Origin of the sequence: Pectobacterium brasiliense (genome assembly GCF_016950255.1) — a bacterium.
GTDB lineage: Bacteria > Pseudomonadota > Gammaproteobacteria > Enterobacterales > Enterobacteriaceae > Pectobacterium > Pectobacterium brasiliense.
In genome coordinates this window covers 188,162-204,720 of sequence record NZ_JACGFN010000003.1, presented here as the reverse complement: position 1 = coordinate 204,720, position 16,559 = coordinate 188,162, and the positions used below count along the sequence as shown (strand labels likewise).

General features: G+C 53.2%; 14 protein-coding genes. 8 read left to right on the top strand and 6 right to left on the bottom strand.

Annotated features, from left to right (window positions below; translation table 11 throughout):
• Window positions 1–115: 115 nt before the first annotated feature.
• Both H4F65_RS20175 and H4F65_RS20170 read right to left on the bottom strand, forming a co-directional pair.
• Window positions 116–1,726, bottom strand: coding sequence for an ABC transporter substrate-binding protein (locus tag H4F65_RS20175; protein ID WP_039311390.1), 1,611 nt, complete (start codon window positions 1,724–1,726; stop codon window positions 116–118).
• Window positions 1,727–1,825: 99 nt separating this feature from the next.
• A complete protein-coding gene (locus H4F65_RS20170) occupies window positions 1,826–2,980 on the bottom strand; it encodes a mandelate racemase family protein (RefSeq protein ID WP_010277611.1) in 1,155 nt (384 codons plus the stop codon).
• A gap of 636 nt (window positions 2,981–3,616) precedes the next feature.
• On the opposite strand from H4F65_RS20170, the gene nirB reads away from it, so the two are divergent.
• From nirB to H4F65_RS20130, 8 genes are all read left to right on the top strand, one after another.
• Complete coding sequence (gene nirB / locus H4F65_RS20165; protein ID WP_010277618.1) at window positions 3,617–6,169, top strand: nitrite reductase large subunit NirB; 2,553 nt, start codon at window positions 3,617–3,619, stop codon at window positions 6,167–6,169.
• Window positions 6,166–6,534: a nitrite reductase small subunit NirD gene (gene nirD / locus H4F65_RS20160; protein ID WP_010277621.1), complete on the top strand. Its 369-nt coding sequence runs from the start codon at window positions 6,166–6,168 to the stop codon at window positions 6,532–6,534. The genes nirB and nirD overlap by 4 nt, the downstream gene beginning before the upstream one ends.
• A gap of 26 nt (window positions 6,535–6,560) precedes the next feature.
• Window positions 6,561–7,940 (top strand): siroheme synthase CysG, encoded by a 1,380-nt coding sequence (gene cysG, locus H4F65_RS20155; protein ID WP_010277624.1) that lies wholly within the window; start codon window positions 6,561–6,563, stop codon window positions 7,938–7,940.
• Between the two features lie 487 nt (window positions 7,941–8,427).
• Entirely contained in the window at window positions 8,428–9,144 is a 717-nt protein-coding gene (locus H4F65_RS20150; protein WP_010277628.1) for an ABC transporter permease, read from the top strand.
• Complete coding sequence (locus H4F65_RS20145; RefSeq protein WP_010277633.1) at window positions 9,144–9,878, top strand: ABC transporter permease; 735 nt, start codon at window positions 9,144–9,146, stop codon at window positions 9,876–9,878. The genes H4F65_RS20150 and H4F65_RS20145 overlap by 1 nt, the downstream gene beginning before the upstream one ends.
• Window positions 9,875–10,639, top strand: coding sequence for an ABC transporter ATP-binding protein (locus H4F65_RS20140; RefSeq protein ID WP_010277637.1), 765 nt, complete (start codon window positions 9,875–9,877; stop codon window positions 10,637–10,639). The genes H4F65_RS20145 and H4F65_RS20140 overlap by 4 nt, the downstream gene beginning before the upstream one ends.
• Before the next feature lie 76 nt (window positions 10,640–10,715).
• Window positions 10,716–11,585 carry a transporter substrate-binding domain-containing protein gene (locus tag H4F65_RS20135; protein ID WP_010277641.1) on the top strand — a complete coding sequence of 290 codons (870 nt, stop codon included), beginning with the start codon at window positions 10,716–10,718 and terminating at the stop codon, window positions 11,583–11,585.
• Between the two features lie 94 nt (window positions 11,586–11,679).
• Window positions 11,680–13,137, top strand: coding sequence for a M20 family metallopeptidase (locus H4F65_RS20130; protein ID WP_010277647.1), 1,458 nt, complete (start codon window positions 11,680–11,682; stop codon window positions 13,135–13,137).
• 75 nt (window positions 13,138–13,212) lie between these two features.
• Here H4F65_RS20130 and trpS read toward each other — a convergent pair whose 3' ends face one another.
• From trpS to dam, 4 genes are all read right to left on the bottom strand, one after another.
• Window positions 13,213–14,217, bottom strand: coding sequence for a tryptophan--tRNA ligase (trpS, locus tag H4F65_RS20125; RefSeq protein WP_010277651.1), 1,005 nt, complete (start codon window positions 14,215–14,217; stop codon window positions 13,213–13,215).
• Window positions 14,214–14,918, bottom strand: coding sequence for a phosphoglycolate phosphatase (locus tag H4F65_RS20120; protein WP_010277657.1), 705 nt, complete (start codon window positions 14,916–14,918; stop codon window positions 14,214–14,216). Before H4F65_RS20120 ends, trpS begins: the two co-directional genes overlap by 4 nt.
• Complete coding sequence (rpe, locus tag H4F65_RS20115) at window positions 14,911–15,588, bottom strand: ribulose-phosphate 3-epimerase (protein WP_010277661.1); 678 nt, start codon at window positions 15,586–15,588, stop codon at window positions 14,911–14,913. The genes H4F65_RS20120 and rpe overlap by 8 nt, the downstream gene beginning before the upstream one ends.
• Window positions 15,589–15,700: 112 nt before the next feature.
• The gene (gene dam, locus H4F65_RS20110) at window positions 15,701–16,513 is read right to left on the bottom strand and encodes an adenine-specific DNA-methyltransferase (protein ID WP_010277664.1); all 813 of its coding nucleotides are present in this window, start codon (window positions 16,511–16,513) and stop codon (window positions 15,701–15,703) included.
• Window positions 16,514–16,559: the final 46 nt, after the last annotated feature.

The following is a 16,559-nucleotide window of genomic DNA, read 5'->3' as shown; positions in this document are numbered from 1 at the left end:
TCCCGGTAAACGGCGACAGCAAATCACCACTCACGCGGTCATCTCTTTTAACGTATCTGATCGGGATGATTAGCCGGGAACGTATCGGCTAATCATCCGGTTTAACGTGTGGACACTAGCGCTGCTTATACACCTCACGCAGATGCGTCGTAGAAGACGGATGTGGCACATAGCCTTTCACGTCCTTACGCAACACCACAGAATCGATCATCTGCGACACCGGAATGATGGCCGGGAACAGTTCTTCATAGCGATTCTGCACGTTGATATACATCTGCTTCTGTTTCTGAGGGTCTTTCTCCAATAGCGCCTGATCGATCATGTCGTTCAGAGGCTTATCGTAGAAAGACGTGCGCCAGCCCTGGAAGTTGGTCAGTTTGGCTTCGTCGCTGTTATCCGGGTTATAGACAACAGAACGCAGGCTGGAGTGAGGATGCGGATCGACGCCGCCACCGCCGCGGCCGACCAGCATATCGAAGTTACGATCGCGCATTGCGCCGTAAACCTGATTACCGGTGCCGGAGATGATTTTGGCTTTGATGCCCGCCTGTGCCAGCGTGGACTGTACCGATGTCGCCAGATTCAGGAACGGCTGATCGGACAAAACACGCAGCGTGGTTTCAAATCCATTCGGGTAGCCCGCTTCGGCCAGCAGTGCCTTGGCGCGTGGCACATCCAGCTTGTAGCCAGGATCCGGCAGCGTCGCATCCATTCCTTTCTGGATAGGGCGCTGATGATAGAAACCATAGCCAGGCATCACCGTCTTATTGACACCATCGTAATCAATCAGGTAACGAACCGCTTCGCGCACTTTCGGTTTGGCGAAGTATTCATTTTTCAAGCTCATGGCAACGTAGTACAACGTGCCTTTTTTCACCTCATCAACCACAACGTTTTTATCTTGTTTCAATGCATTGATATCCGGCACCGACATGCCAGAGGCAACGTCAATATCGCCTTTTTCAATCATCAGGCGCAGCGCCTGTGATTCAGTCATGTGACGGAAAATCACGCGACGCATTTTCGCGTCGCCCTGCCAGTTGTTCTCAACTTTGCTGATGCGCAGCACATCTTTCGCCTGCCACACGTCCAGCTTGAATGGGCCGGAACCGGCTTCGTTCGTGGTCAGCCAGCCATTACCCCAGTCGCCGTTTTTCTCATGCTTCATCACCGTTTTGCTATCCAGTACCGAGCCGCTACCCAGCGTCGCCAGCGAGTAGATCACCAGTTTTGGATCGTTCGGTTTTGGCAGTTCGATTTCAACGGTGTGAGCATCTTTGGCACGGATCATTTTCTCCACGTTTTCCGCGGTGAAGCCGTAGGATTTCCACGTCGTGGCCTGTGCCATATTGAGGTTAAGCAGACGCTTCATCGACCAGGCGAAGTCTTGCGCCGTTACGGGATTACCGGAATGGAATTTGGCGTTATCCACCAGATTGAAGGTAATGACCTTACCATCATCACTGACGCTCCAGCTTTTCGCCAGAGAAGGCTGGATGTTACTCAGGTTGGCGGGATCCAGCACCACCAGCGAGTCATAGAGGTTGACGATAATGCCCACCACTTCGTTACCGGTCATGGCGGCCGGATCAAGTGAGAGCATGTTGTTCATGTTCATCCCCACGATCAGCTGATCGTCAGGGGTTTTTGCCGATAGAATGGCCGGCGTTGCGGCCATGCAGAGTGAACCTAACAGCAGGGTACGGAGTATTGCTCGTGCTTTCATCATTATTCTCCAAGGTGTGGGAGCATGGAAGACGACAACTTTTTATTTTTTAGGTAAGGCTATCTTTCAGGTCGAACAAAAAACGATTAGAACAAAGCGTTATTCTTTACTTAGGGTATGCTCCTCGATCCAGTCAAAATTAATATCTTCTCCCAGCCCTGGACGTTGCGGCAGATGCACAAAGCCCTCGCGGTCCATTGGATCGACAATCGAATTCAGATAAGCAGCAGGTTCGTCATAATCGAGGAAAGGATGCAGCAGCCCACGCTCATACCAGCGGCAGTTTTTGATCGCACCCACGACGTTGAGGTTTGGCGCGCCGTTACCGTGAACTTCGCAGTCCATACCGAAGGATTCCGCCAGGCTCGCGACTTTCATACACGGCCAGAGACCGCCCACGCCTTGCACGCCCGCGCGTAAAATGTCGCATGCGCCTTCTTTAACCCAGTCAGCACGGCTGAAGTATTTGCCTGACAGACTTTCTGGCCCGATAACATCGATATCCAGACTCTTGGTCAGCCAGCTGTAAGACGCCATGCTCTGTTCTTCCATCGGCTCTTCAAACCAGGTGAAATCGAGCTTTTGCAGTTCACGGCCGATGTACAGTGCATCGCTGCGGCTGTACCAGTGGTAACCATCCAGCATCAGGCAGATATCCGGGCCGACCGCTTCACGTACTGCCGCACAGGCTTGTACGTCAATCTTCGGGCTAGGCGCGAATGAAACCGGCGGCATCCAGGTATGCAACTTGATGGCTTTATAGCCGCGCTGCACCAGCTTTTCTGCGAACTGGCCATATTCCTCTGGCGTAGATAAGCCGCCTTCCAGCTCGTCACCACACATGGTGCTGCCGTAAGCAGGGACTTTTTCACGATAGCCACCGAGCAGCTTATGCACAGGCATGTTCAGCACGCGACCTTGCAGATCCCACAGTGCGGATTCCACAATCGACAGCGCGCGATCGGTCAGTTGGTTGGCGCTACCGCGCTGCCAGTGAACCAGATCCTGCCACAGGCGCTCACGGTCGAACGGGTTTTGCCCAATCAACACTTTGCGGAAGAAAGCATTAACGATATGAGGACGAATCACTTCCGGCGGCGCGAAAGCGTAGCCTTTTTGGCCGTCATCTGCCGTGATGGTTAACAGCGCCATCTTGGCCTGATTTTCAGGTCCCGGGTGTGAATGACCCGCACTGTCGGAAACCCGACGTGTGGGATAAGTGAAGACGGTGACATCAATTGATTCTATTTTCACGTTGTTACCTGCCTTGATGTTTAACACAACTCATGTACAAGATTGACGAATGTAAGCCGTATAAATAATTAAAGAATAACTCCACTGACTGTGTTGGCCTTGTCGCTAAAAAACACCGCTATTTTTCTGGTACGACCTTATAAGTCGATCAATGTCACAGAAAAGAAATAGTGTGCTAATTAAAAAAAAATGCTGTTTTATTTTCAATTATTAAGGTTGTGATGCCGTTAGTCATTAGGCAATTTCTTCCATATGACGAAATTATGTCGCCGATAACTGTGCAATTGCACACAACCTTGTGAGCATTATCACCAGAACATTTCATATCCTTATTAAACAAATGGATAATCCCTTAGTTTTATTTTTAAGCGCTCAGGAACGTGAATGATTGACGAGGGGGACGATTACTCTGATAGCGGATTGCCCGCTAACCAGTCGGCTTCTGACCAAAAGCGTGCTATAGATCTCATTTTTGCCCGCCACTAAAACTCCTGCAAAAACCAAGACTTAAGAAAAAATAAGTAAAATCATCGAGATACTCATAAAGTAGTATACAAAAGACAATTTGATGTACATCAATAAGCGTCCAGTGTGGAGCGATAAGGTAACCTCAGAAGAAGCAATTTTGAGGCAAAAATGAACAAAGTCAGACTCGCTGTTATCGGTAACGGGATGGTTGGCCACCGTTTTATCGAAGAGTTGCTGGATAAGGCCCCAACGTCCACCTACGAGATTACCGTTTTTTGTGAAGAACCCCGCGTCGCCTACGATCGTGTCCACCTCTCTTCTTACTTCGCGCACCACACGGTAGAAGAGCTCTCTTTAGTACGCGAAGGCTACTACGAAAAAAATGGCGTTAAAGTCCTGCTCGGTGAACGCGCCATCACCATCAACCGCAGTGAAAAAGCCATTCACTCTAATTCTGGCCGTACCGTGTATTACGATAAGTTAATCATGGCCACCGGCTCCTATCCGTGGATCCCGTCAATCAAAGGATCAAACGGGCAAGACTGTTTTGTCTACCGCACCATTGAAGATCTCAACGCCATCGAAAACTGCGCACGCCGTAGCAAACGCGGCGCGGTGATCGGCGGGGGTCTATTAGGTCTGGAAGCGGCTGGCGCACTGAAACACCTTGGCGTGGAAACGCACGTTATTGAGTTCGCCCCCGTACTCATGGCCGAACAGCTGGATGCACAGGGCGGCGCCCTGCTACAACGCAAGATTGAAAACATGGGTGTGCGAGTGCACACCAGCAAGAATACGCAGGCCATTCAGCATTCCGGTCTGGAAAACCGCAAGACGATGGTTTTTGCCGACGGCAGCACGCTGGAAGTCGACTTCATCGTGTTCTCAACCGGTATCCGCGCACAGGACAAACTGGCGCGTCAGTGTGCGCTGGAAATCGGCCCACGCGGCGGTATCGCGATTAACGACTGGTGCCAAACCTCTGACCCGGACGTCTACGCTATCGGCGAATGTGCCGCCTGGCATGGTCGACCGTTTGGTCTGGTCGCCCCCGGCTACAAGATGGCGCAGGTTGCCGTCGACCACCTGTTAGGGCACGAAAACCGATTCCAGGGTGCCGACATGAGCGCCAAGCTCAAGCTAATGGGCGTCGATGTCGGCGGGATTGGTGATGCACACGGCCATACGCCGGGCTCCCGCAGCTACATGTGGCTGGATGAAAATAAAGAAACCTACAAACGACTGATCGTCAGCGCCGACAATAAAACGCTGCTCGGTGCAGTGCTGGTCGGCGACACGCGGGATTACGGCAACCTGCTGCAATTCATGCTGAACAAAATCCCGCTGCCGGATTCTCCTGAAGTGCTGATTCTTCCTGCGTCCGCTGGCAGTGCGAAACCGACGCTGGGTGTCGATGCGCTGCCAGAAAGTGCGCAAATCTGCTCCTGCTTCGACGTGTCCAAAGGCGACATCATCAAAGCGATTAACGGCGGCTGTCATACCGTCGCGGCGCTTAAGGAAACCACCAAAGCTGGTACGGGCTGCGGCGGCTGTATCCCGCTGCTTACGCAGGTGTTGAACGCAGAACTCAGCAAACAGGGGATCGAAGTCAATAATCACCTGTGTGAACACTTCGCCTATTCGCGTCAGGAGCTGTACCACCTGATCCAAATCGAAAAAATCAAAACATTCGATCAACTGCTGGAGAAACACGGTTCAGGCTACGGCTGTGAGGTCTGTAAACCGACCGTCGCATCCCTGCTGGCTTCCTGCTGGAACGAATACGTACTCAAACCGCAGCACACGCCGTTGCAGGATTCCAACGATAACTTCCTCGGCAATATCCAGAAAGACGGTACCTACTCCGTGATCCCACGCTCCGCAGGCGGGGAAATCACGCCGGATGGCCTGATCGCCATCGGTCGTATCGCGAAGCAATATAACCTGTACACCAAAATGACCGGCTCTCAGCGCATGGCGCTATTCGGCGTACAGAAAGACGACCTGCCTGACGTATGGGCTCAGCTTATCGAAGCCGGGTTTGAAACCGGCCACGCTTACGCCAAGGCATTACGTATGGCAAAAACCTGCGTCGGCAGCACCTGGTGCCGCTTTGGCGTCGGCGACAGCGTGGGCTTTGGCGTCGAGCTGGAAAACCGCTACAAAGGCATCCGCACGCCGCACAAAATGAAGTTTGGCGTCTCCGGCTGTACGCGGGAATGTGCAGAAGCACAGGGTAAAGACGTGGGGATTATCGCCACCGAAAAAGGCTGGAACCTCTATGTATGCGGCAACGGCGGGATGAAGCCGCGTCACGCCGACCTGCTGGCAGCCGACTTAGACCGCGAAACGGTAGTCCGCTATCTGGACCGCTTCATGATGTTCTACATTCGCACGGCCGATAAGCTTCAGCGTACGTCCGTCTGGCTGGATAATCTCGAAGGCGGCATCGACTATCTGCGCAATGTGATTGTGAAAGACAAACTGGGCATTAACGATCAGCTTGAAGCCGATATCGCACGTCTGCGGGAAGGCTACGTCTGCGAATGGCAAGCGACGCTGGAAGATCCGGAAGCACCGAAGCGCTTTGCCCACTTCATTAACAGCCCGGTACGTGACCCGAACGTGCAAATGGTGAATGAACGTCAACAACACCGCCCGGCACGCCCTGCCGAGCGTATTCCGGTGAAACAGATTGCGCTAGAGGAGGAAAACGCATGAGCCAGTGGACGACCGTATGTAAGTTAGACGACATCCTGCCCGGCACAGGCGTGTGCGCACTCGTCGAGCAGCAACAGATTGCCGTGTTCCGCCCACGTAACGATGAGCAGGTTTACGCCATCAGCAATATCGACCCGTTCGCGCAGGCGAGCGTATTAAGTCGCGGGATAGTGGGAGAGCATCAAGACGATCTCTGGGTCGCAAGCCCATTGAAAAAACAGCATTTTCGCCTTTATGATGGCTTCTGTCTGGAGGATGGAGCCTATTCTGTTGCAGCTTATGATACTCAGGTAACAAACGGTAATGTGCAAATATCCATCGCAGACCGTGACATCGCGGTTGATAATAGCCAACCATTACCCTAATAACCTGAGCTTTCAAGAGGCGTTACATGGATTACCTGCCAATATTCTGTCAGTTGCACGATAAACCTTGTCTATTGGTGGGAGGGGGTGAAATAGCCGAGCGTAAAGCCCGGCTATTGCTGGATGCTGGCGCAGTGATTACCGTCAATGCGCTCGATTTTAACGATCAATTTCGGGCGTGGGAGCAGGATGCTCAATTAACGCTGGTACACGGCACCTTCGATCCTACGTTACTGGACGCGGTGTGGCTGGTGATTGCCGCTACCGACGATCAGGACGTCAATAACCATGTCTATGCCAGCGCCAGCGAGCGCCGGATTTTCTGTAACGTGGTGGATTCACCAGAACGCGCCAGCTTTATTATGCCGTCGATCATCGACCGTTCGCCGCTGATGGTCGCGGTGTCTTCTGGCGGCGCTGCGCCGGTATTGGCTCGGCTACTGCGGGAAAAACTGGAAAGTATTCTGCCGCAAAATCTCGGTAAGCTGGCGACATACGCAGGTGAATTGCGCAGTCGGGTCAAAAGCCGGTTCCGCAATATGAGCGCACGTCGTCGTTTCTGGGAAAAACTCTTCGTACACGATCGACTGGCGCAGGCGCTGGCAAATGACAATAGCCAGAGCGTTCAACAACTGACCGAACTGCTTTTCTCCGCGCCGCTCGATGACCGGGGCGAGGTCACGCTGGTCGGTGCAGGGCCTGGAGATGCAGGATTACTGACGTTGAAAGGCCTTCAGCATCTCCAACAGGCCGACATCGTCGTTTACGATCGACTGGTATCGAAAGAGATCCTCAACCTGTCACGCCGCGACGCCGAGCGAATTTTCGTCGGTAAAGCATCTGGCTATCACAGCGTGCCGCAGGATCAAATCAATCAGCTACTGGAAGAAAAGGCACGCGCCGGTCATCGGGTCGTCAGGCTGAAAGGCGGCGACCCCTTTATCTTCGGCCGTGGAGCCGAAGAGCTGGAGCACCTGCAACAGGCGGGCGTCCCGTTCTCCGTTGTCCCCGGCATTACGGCCGCATCGGGCTGTTCAGCCTACAGCGGTATCCCGCTCACCCATCGCGATCACTCGCAGGGCGTCAGGCTGATCACCGGACACGTCAAGCACGACACCGATCTGGACTGGTCCAGCCTTGCAGCGGAAAAACAGACGCTGGTGTTTTACATGGGGCTTCAGCAGGCTGAACACATTCAAAGTAAGCTCATCGAACAGCGGTTACCGGAAACCGTGCCTGTCGCGATTATCGAAAACGGCACCTCAACCAAACAGCGCGTTCTGACTGGACAGCTCTCCCAACTGAGCGAATTAGCACAGCAGGCCAGCAGCCCGAGTTTGATCATCATCGGTAACGTTGTCGGGCTGCGGGAAAAATTGAGCTGGTTCTCTGACCAGACAGCATAATCCTCTCCTTACTACCCTACTCACCCGCTATCCGCTCTACCGGATAGCGGTTATGCACCATCATAATGCAACGCCCCGTCAAATAGCATAATAATGCACTATTTTGAACATACTCCCTTACAAAATGTCACTTTAATGCTTTACCGCAGGCCACATCTGCCTTATTTTGACTAAAACAAAACCCATTAATAAGCAGACTATATGAATAAATAATCAATAATCGTTTACGTAAAACGTGGCCCGACTATTGCTTAGCTTTCTAATAGATTCGCGGCACGACCTCTGAATCGTTCCTATCGAACCGATTTCATCGTCAAGCCATCGTGGTTTATCGAAATGAGTGCCTCACCGAACGAGTACATATCGAAAGGTGATACATCGCGTCATTACGTATTTCTACTCTCGTTCCTGAACGGAGTATGTAGTCCTCTCATCACAAAAACAGTTCTGCTCAGCAGAACAATAAGCAAGCAGTTTGGAGTCACTTGTGGAAGACGTTACTTTCTGGCAGCTCATCAGTTTTGGTGAACATGGCTGGGGGAAATTATTACTCATCGGGGCAGGAATGACGCTCGCACTGGCGATCGGCGGCTTCCTGCTAGGGGCAGTGATCGGCACGATCGGTGCCTGGTCCAAAATTTGCGGCAATCGCCCCGTGCGCTATCTGGCCGATGGCTACACGACGCTTATCCGTGGCGTCCCCGATCTACTCATCATCTACCTGCTTTATTTCGGCGGCAGCTCTGCGTTAACCCTGCTCGCCAAGCTGTTTGGCAGCAATGAGTTCTTTGGCTTTCCCGGCTTCCTCGCCGGGGTCATCGCCGTCGGCATTTCCTCCGGCGCGCAGCAGACGGAAGTCTACCGCGGTGCCTTCTACGCCGTGTCCAAAGGGGAAATTGAGGCCGCCAAAGCCTGCGGTATGCCAACGTTACTGCGCCTGCGCCGCATCATCATCCCGCTTCTGCTGCGCCACGCGATTCCCCCACTAGGCAACGTATGGCAACTGGTGCTGAAAACCTCTGCGCTAGTTTCCGTTACCGGCGTCGCTGAACTATTGACGCAGGCACAAACTGGCGCGGGCTCTACCGGCAAACCGTTTGATTTCTTCATGGCGGCCGCGCTGCTGTATCTGGCTATCTCAATCTGTTCCGGCTGGATTATGCGCCGTGCTGAGTCTCATTATTCCCGGGGTGTGAAACGCTGATGGATTTCCCTTTTCTGTACGAAACGTTTCTGGAGATTATTCCCGGTATCCCGTTAACGCTGCAGCTGGCGGTCAGCTCGGTCTTTCTGGGCTTCTTCCTGGCGCTGGGTTTGGCGTTGATGCAGCTGTCATCCTTTGCCGTACTGCGCTCAATTGCCCGGACCTACGTGCTGTTTTTCCGCGGTACGCCGCTGCTGGTTCAGCTGTTCCTGATTTACTACGGGCTGGGGCAATTCACCTGGGTTCGGGAAAGTATGCTTTGGCCATTCCTGCGAGAACCGCACTGGTGCGCCCTGCTGTCACTCAGCCTGTGTACCGGAGCCTATGCCAGTGAAATTATCCGTGGCGGATTGCAGTCCGTTCCGGTTGGTCAGATTGAATCGGCGCGCGCCTGCGGCATGCCGTCGTTCATGATTTTCAAGCGTATCGTTTTTCCGCTGGCAATTCGTCAGGCGCTCCCTGCTTACGGTAATGAGCTGATCTCGATGGTCAAATCGACCTCGCTGGCTTCCATCATCACACTGATGGAAATCACCGGAATTGCTGCACGTCTCATCGCGGAAACCTACCGGGCGCTCGAAGTATTCCTGGTCGCTGGTGCTATTTATCTGTTTATTAACCTTATTCTGACCCGTTTACTGATGTGGACAGAATTTACGCTTACCCCTCATCTCCGTGCGCCGGGTGCGCAACCGGCAGCGAAAAAAATCAAGAAATTGGGAGATCTGCAATGACGACACCCGCCATTAGCCTGCGCAACATTCATAAAAGCTTCGGTTCTCTGGACGTCCTGAAAGGGATTTCGATTGAGGCCAATCAGGGGGAAGTCATCTCAATTCTGGGATCGTCCGGTTCAGGCAAATCGACGCTATTGCGCTGTAGCAACCTGCTTGAGCTTCCCGATCAGGGCGAGATTATCGTCGGCGGAGAAGCAATTGAAATGAAGCCGAACCGCAAAGGGCAGAATCGCCCGTCGAACCTCAAACAGATCGACAGAATTCGTACCCAGTTGGGCATGGTGTTCCAGAATTTTAACCTCTGGTCACACAAGACCGTGCTGGAAAACATCATCGAAGCGCCCGTGCACGTCTTAAAACGTCCACAGGCGGAGTGCGTAGAGCACGCCGAGCAGCTGTTAGAGAAAGTCGGTCTGGCGGATAAGCGTCACTATTATCCTGCGCATTTGTCCGGTGGACAACAGCAGCGCGCCGCAATTGCCCGTGCGCTCGCGATGGAACCCAAAGTGATGCTGTTTGATGAGCCGACCTCCGCACTTGACCCAGAACTGGTCGGCGAAGTGCTGCGCGTCATGCGCACGCTGGCGGACGAAGGGATGACCATGCTGGTCGTGACCCACGAAATGGATTTTGCCCGCGAAGTCTCCAACCGCATCGTCTTCCTCCATCAGGGGGAAATTGAAGAACAGGGAACGCCGGAGCACGTTTTCACTGCCAGCCAGTCGGCTCGCTTCCGGCAATTTATTGCCAGTTGGTAAACACAACCCCACCACTATCGTCACAGTGGTGGGAAATAAACAAAATATAACGATATAAAACGCCGGGAGAACACCAATGATCAAATCAAAACTCACACTGCTCGCCTGTTCACTGTGCATGGCAGGAACATTGGCCGCTTCATTCACCGCCTCAGCGGAAGAGAAAAAATGGACGACCGTCCGCATCGCCACCGAAGGCGCTTACCACCCGTATAACTTCACCAAACCAGACGGTACGCTGGATGGTATGGAGATCGAACTGTACAAAGTGCTGTGTAACAACATGCAGGTGAAATGCGAGATCATGGTTCAACCGTTCACCAGCACCATTCCTGCCCTAAATGCTGGTAAGTTCGACGCCATTATTTCTGGTATGTCCGCTACGGAAAAACGCCGTGAGGTGATCGATTTCAGCCAGCCGTACACGCAGGCAGGACAGACTTTCGCCGTGCTGAAATCCAGCAAACTCGCTAAAGCATTCCCAGATGCAGGACAACGTTTCTCCATTAATCCTGCCGATGAAGCCACCGCAAAGGCTGAAATTGAGAAACTGAAACCGCTGCTGGAAGGCAAAACCATCGGCGTGCAGTCCGCCTCTATCGCCAGCGCCTTTTTGGATAAGTATATGAAAGGCGTGATGAAGGTACGTGAATATAAAACCACGCAAGAACACGATCTGGATCTGAAAGCGGGACGTGTCGATCTGGTTATCGCTTCCGCGCCTTACCTGAAAAGCATTTCTGAAAAACCGGGCAATGCCGATATCGTAACGCCAGGGCCACAGTTCATTGGCGGCATTTTGGGCAGCGGCTCTTCCGTTGGCCTGCGTAAGAGCGATCCAGAGCTGAAAGCCATGTTCAACAAGGCCATCGATCAAGCTAAGCAAGACGGTACGATCAGAAAACTGAGCGAAAAATGGTTCGGTATGGACACCACGCCGCTCTAAGCATTACCCAATCGCTGAATCGCGTGTCATGGCTGATTGGCTGTGACACGCACCTCGCCAATGCCATCCGAGAAATCAAACGAGCACACCACGCATGAATGCAACACACAATGAAGGAACGCTGCCGGCCGTTAATCGCCAGAACGTGGAAGAAATCTGCGATCTGATTGCCACCAAGCGGCAGCAGTTCTGTACGCTGAGCGACGGCATCTGGGATACGCCAGAGCTGAACTACGAAGAGCATCGTTCGGCAGCACAGCACGAAGCCATCCTGAAAGTAGAAGGCTTCCGTCTGACGAAAGGCATCGCCGACATGCCGACCGCACTGCTGGGTGAATTCGGCGAAGGTTTGCCGATTATCGCCATTCTGGGTGAATACGATGCACTGCCGGGCCTGAGCCAGCAGGCGAATGTCGCTGAGCCAAAGCCGTTGGAAAACGGTGGCAACGGCCACGGCTGCGGACATAACCTGCTCGGCACCGCGGCACTACAGGCAGCGACGGCGGTGAAAGATTATCTGCAAAAGCACGCATTATCTGGAACCGTGCGCTTTTACGGCTGCCCTGCAGAAGAAGGCGGATCGTCCAAAGGTTTTATGGTCAAAGAAGGCGTTTTTGACGACGTCGATATCGCCCTCTGCTGGCACCCGGCGACCTTCACCGGCGTCAACAGCCCGGTCTCACTGGCCTGTAATGAACTGAATTTTTACTTCAAAGGTCGCGCGGCTCACGCCGCCAGCAGCCCACATCTGGGGCGCAGCGCGCTGGATGCGGTGGAACTGATGAACGTTGGCGTGAACTACATGCGCGAACACATGCCGTCCTCCGCCCGCATCCACTATGCGATTACCGACAGCGGCGGCCATGCTCCGAACGTCGTTCAGGCCAATGCCACCGTGCGTTACCTCGTACGAGCTCGCCAGTTACCGGAACTGCACCAGTTGGTCAAGCGCGTGAAGAAAATTGCCGAAGGCGCGGCGCTGATGACGGAAACCGAAGTCAGCAGCGAAGTGATTAGCGGTGATGCCAATCTGCTGGCAAACCCGCCGCTGGAAGCGCGTATGCACGAACATCTGCTGGCGCTCGGCCCGATACCGTTCGATGACGAAGACCGCAAAATGGCAGCGATGTTCCAGACCGCGCTGAGTGCCGAAGACATTGCCGAATCCTACGCGCGTTTCGGTGTTAAACCGCAACCGGGTTTAACGCTGCACGACGGGATTTATCCGCTGTATAGCCCGAATGATGCCTTCATTGGTTCTACCGACGTGGGAACGGTCAGTTGGGTTGTACCAACCGTACAGATTCGCAGCGCCACCTATGCCATCGGCACGCCGGCACATTCATGGCAGTTGGTCGCTCAGGGGAAAACCGGGGCCGCACACAAAGGCACGGAGTATGCGGCGAAAGCGATGGCCTCACTGGCTATCGATCTGCTGGTCACGCCCGAACTGGTTGCACAGGCAAAAGCCGACCATCAGGAAAGATTGCAGCAGACACCGTTTGAGAACCCGATTCCAGACGACGTGTTTCCGCCTATCCCGCAAGGATAAGATAGCGGATGCGAAGGAATAGATAAGCAGTAGCAGGAAACCGTCAGGAGAGAGCCTCCTGACGGTAATTAAGACTTACGGACGGGCAACAAAACCGATAGCGTCGTAGACTTTCTTCAGCGTTTCCTGTGCGCGAGCACTCGCTTTATCAGCCCCTTCACGCATGATCTGTTGCAGGAAAGCCTCATCGTTGCGGAAACGGTGATAACGTTCTTGCAGTTCAGACAGCATACCGGATACGGCATCCGCCACCGCGCCTTTCAGGTGACCATACATCTGGCCATCGAATTCCTGCTCCAGCTCAGGGATGGGTTTTCCCGTCACGCCAGACAGAATATCCAACAGGTTGGATACCCCGGCTTTATTCTTCACATCATAGCGAATGACTGGCGGCTCATCGGAATCTGTCATGGCGCGTTTGATCTTCTTCACCACCGCTTTCGGATCTTCCAGCAGCCCGATAACGTTATTGCGGTTATCGTCGGACTTGGACATCTTCTTGGTCGGTTCCAGCAGCGACATCACGCGCGCGCCCGATTTCGGAATGAACGGCTCTGGCACTTTGAAAATATCGCCATACAGGCTGTTGAAGCGCTGTCCGACGTCACGACTCAGTTCCAGATGCTGTTTCTGATCTTCACCCACTGGCACCTGATTCGTTTGGTACAGCAGGATATCCGCCGCCATCAGCACCGGATAACTAAACAGACCGGCGTTGATGTTCTCTTCATAACGCGCGGATTTATCCTTGAACTGCGTCATGCGGCTCAGTTCGCCGAAATACGCGTAGCAGTTCAGTATCCAGCTCAGTTGGCTGTGCTCAGGTACGTGCGACTGAACAAAAATGGTGCTCTTTTTCGGATCGATGCCGCAGGCCAGATACAGCGCCAGCGTATCCAGCGTCGCTTTTCTCAGCGCCTGCGGATCCTGACGTACCGTGATGGCATGCAAATCCACAATGCAATAGATGCAGTCGTAATCGTCCTGCATGTTGACCCACTGACGTAACGCCCCCATGTAGTTACCAATGGTCAATTCACCAGACGGTTGCGCACCGCTAAATACAATGGGCTTGCTCATACTAAGGGTTCCTGATTGTGTGAAGAAGACTGCCCGATCAGGGGCAAAATATCGGCAAAACGATCCAGAACGACATCCGGCTGACTCAGCTCGATCGCTTCACCATAGTTATAACCATACGTCATGCCGACACTGCGACAGCCCGCCGCCTGTGCCGCTTGAATATCATTGCGGGAATCGCCGACGAACAGAAGCTCGCTGGCACGCAGCCCCAGCTTACCGAGTACCAGATAGAGCGGCGCAGGATGCGGCTTTTTCACAATGACATCATCGCCACCGATGATCAGCGAAAAATAGTCGCCAATCCCCAGGCCTGCCAAGAGCGGGGCAACGAACGGCGTGGGTTTATTGGTCACCACCGCCATCGGAACGCCCTGCTGCGCCAACTGCGCCAGCGTCTCTTTTACCTGTGGAAACAGCGTGCTGCCGCTATCCACCGTCTGCGCATAATAGACATCGAACCGCTCACGCGTTTCTTGCAAGCGTGCACCTGTAGGCTCAACGCCAGCCCAGCGCAGCGCCCGTTCAACCATCACGTCCGCACCGTTACCAATCCAGGTTGCGACACGAGCTTCGCCCGCAGCAGGCAACGACTGCGCCACTAAGGCCTGATCGATCGCCGCCGCCAGACCCGGTGCGCTGTGAATTAGCGTCCCGTCCAAATCAAAAGCTACTCCGCGAACTGCGGTTAATTCAGTCATGTGTCGTCCTTGAAATTTCACTGCGCATTTGATCAATGACGGCACGGTAATCTGGATGACCAAAAATCGCCGAGCCCGCCACAAACATATCCGCGCCCGCTTCAGCAATTGCGCCGATATTGTCTACTTTTACGCCGCCATCGACTTCCAGTCGAATGTCGTAACCGCTGTCGTCGATCAAGCGACGAACCTGACGCAGTTTATCCAGCGTGCTGGGAATAAAGGACTGACCGCCAAATCCAGGGTTAACCGACATCAGCAGAATGATATCCAGCTTATCCATGACGTAATCGAGATAACTCAGCGGCGTTGCTGGGTTAAACACCAGCCCAGCCTTGCAGCCGTGATCTTTGATCAGTTGCAGTGAACGATCGAGATGATCCGTGGCTTCGGGATGAAAAGTAATGAAACTGGCTCCCGCATTGGCGAAATCTGGGATGATACGATCGACCGGTTTCACCATCAGGTGGACGTCAATCGGCGCGGTAATGCCGTAATCGCGCAGGGATTTCAGGACCAGCGGGCCAATCGTCAAATTTGGCACATAGTGGTTATCCATGACATCAAAATGGACCACATCCGCCCCGGCAGCCAATACGTTAGCGGTATCTTCACCAAGACGGGCAAAATCAGCCGACAGAATGGACGGCGCGATTAAAAACGGTTTCATTCATTTCTCCAAACGGTAAAGTCTGAATGCCTGCGGGTAACCTATTCCCGGCTAATGACGCTTCTCAGACAGCATTAGCCGATTCACCGCGCTCTGTTTACCCCAAACGGTATTACCGATATAGGGCTAATAACTCGTTTACTTTACTACGCCCTAAAATATTACGGCTAATCGTTCTGCGCGCTTTAACAACATAAAGCACCGCTTCCTGATACCACTCACGAGTCAGTAACGTGTCATGATTGGAAATCAGTACCGGAATCTGGCTTTCTGCTGATAAACGGCGCGCCAATTGCGCCAAACTCTGCTGGTCGGCACGACTGAAATTATTGGTGTGATAGGCCGTAAAATTCGCGGTCGCAGACAGCGGCGCATAAGGCGGATCGCAATAAATGACCGATCCCTTCTCTGCTTTTTCCAGCGTGTCCTGATAATGCTCACAGACGAAAGTGGCATTTTGCGCTTTGAAGGCGAACCAGCGAATTTCTTCTTCAGGAAAATAGGGCTTCTTGTAGCGCCCGAAAGGAACATTGAATTCACCGCGCATGTTGTAACGGCACAGGCCGTTATAGCAGTGGCGATTCAAATAGAGAAACAGCAGCGCGCGCCGATAGGCATCGCTGCAAAGGTTAAATTCGTCACGCAGCAGATAAAACGTCTCTGACGTGTTGACCTCATCCGTAAAAAGTTTACGGGCGTCGGTAACAAAGTCATCTGCATTCGATTTAACGATATTGTAGAGATTAATCAGGTCGCTATTAATATCAGCCAGTATGTAGCGATCGTATTCCGTATTCAGAAACACGGAACCCGCGCCAACAAAGGGCTCAATGAGACAGTCTCCTGCGGGTAAATAGCGACGAATTTCTTCTACCAGCGGATATTTACCACCAGCCCATTTTAAAAAAGCGCGGTTCTTCTTCATGCCGTCGTTAGTTACTCATACGTTTCAGAGCCGCGGATTGTACTCT

Coding starts and splice junctions, on each gene's coding strand:
- H4F65_RS20175 (WP_039311390.1), bottom strand. CDS start 1,726: ATGAAAGCACGAGCAATACTCCGTACCCTGCTGTTAGGTTCACTCTGC.
- nirB (WP_010277618.1), top strand. CDS start 3,617: ATGAACAAAGTCAGACTCGCTGTTATCGGTAACGGGATGGTTGGCCAC.
- nirD (WP_010277621.1), top strand. CDS start 6,166: ATGAGCCAGTGGACGACCGTATGTAAGTTAGACGACATCCTGCCCGGC.
- cysG (WP_010277624.1), top strand. CDS start 6,561: ATGGATTACCTGCCAATATTCTGTCAGTTGCACGATAAACCTTGTCTA.
- H4F65_RS20145 (WP_010277633.1), top strand. CDS start 9,144: ATGGATTTCCCTTTTCTGTACGAAACGTTTCTGGAGATTATTCCCGGT.
- H4F65_RS20140 (WP_010277637.1), top strand. CDS start 9,875: ATGACGACACCCGCCATTAGCCTGCGCAACATTCATAAAAGCTTCGGT.
- H4F65_RS20135 (WP_010277641.1), top strand. CDS start 10,716: ATGATCAAATCAAAACTCACACTGCTCGCCTGTTCACTGTGCATGGCA.
- H4F65_RS20130 (WP_010277647.1), top strand. CDS start 11,680: ATGAATGCAACACACAATGAAGGAACGCTGCCGGCCGTTAATCGCCAG.
- trpS (WP_010277651.1), bottom strand. CDS start 14,217: ATGAGCAAGCCCATTGTATTTAGCGGTGCGCAACCGTCTGGTGAATTG.
- H4F65_RS20120 (WP_010277657.1), bottom strand. CDS start 14,918: ATGACTGAATTAACCGCAGTTCGCGGAGTAGCTTTTGATTTGGACGGG.
- rpe (WP_010277661.1), bottom strand. CDS start 15,588: ATGAAACCGTTTTTAATCGCGCCGTCCATTCTGTCGGCTGATTTTGCC.
- dam (WP_010277664.1), bottom strand. CDS start 16,513: ATGAAGAAGAACCGCGCTTTTTTAAAATGGGCTGGTGGTAAATATCCG.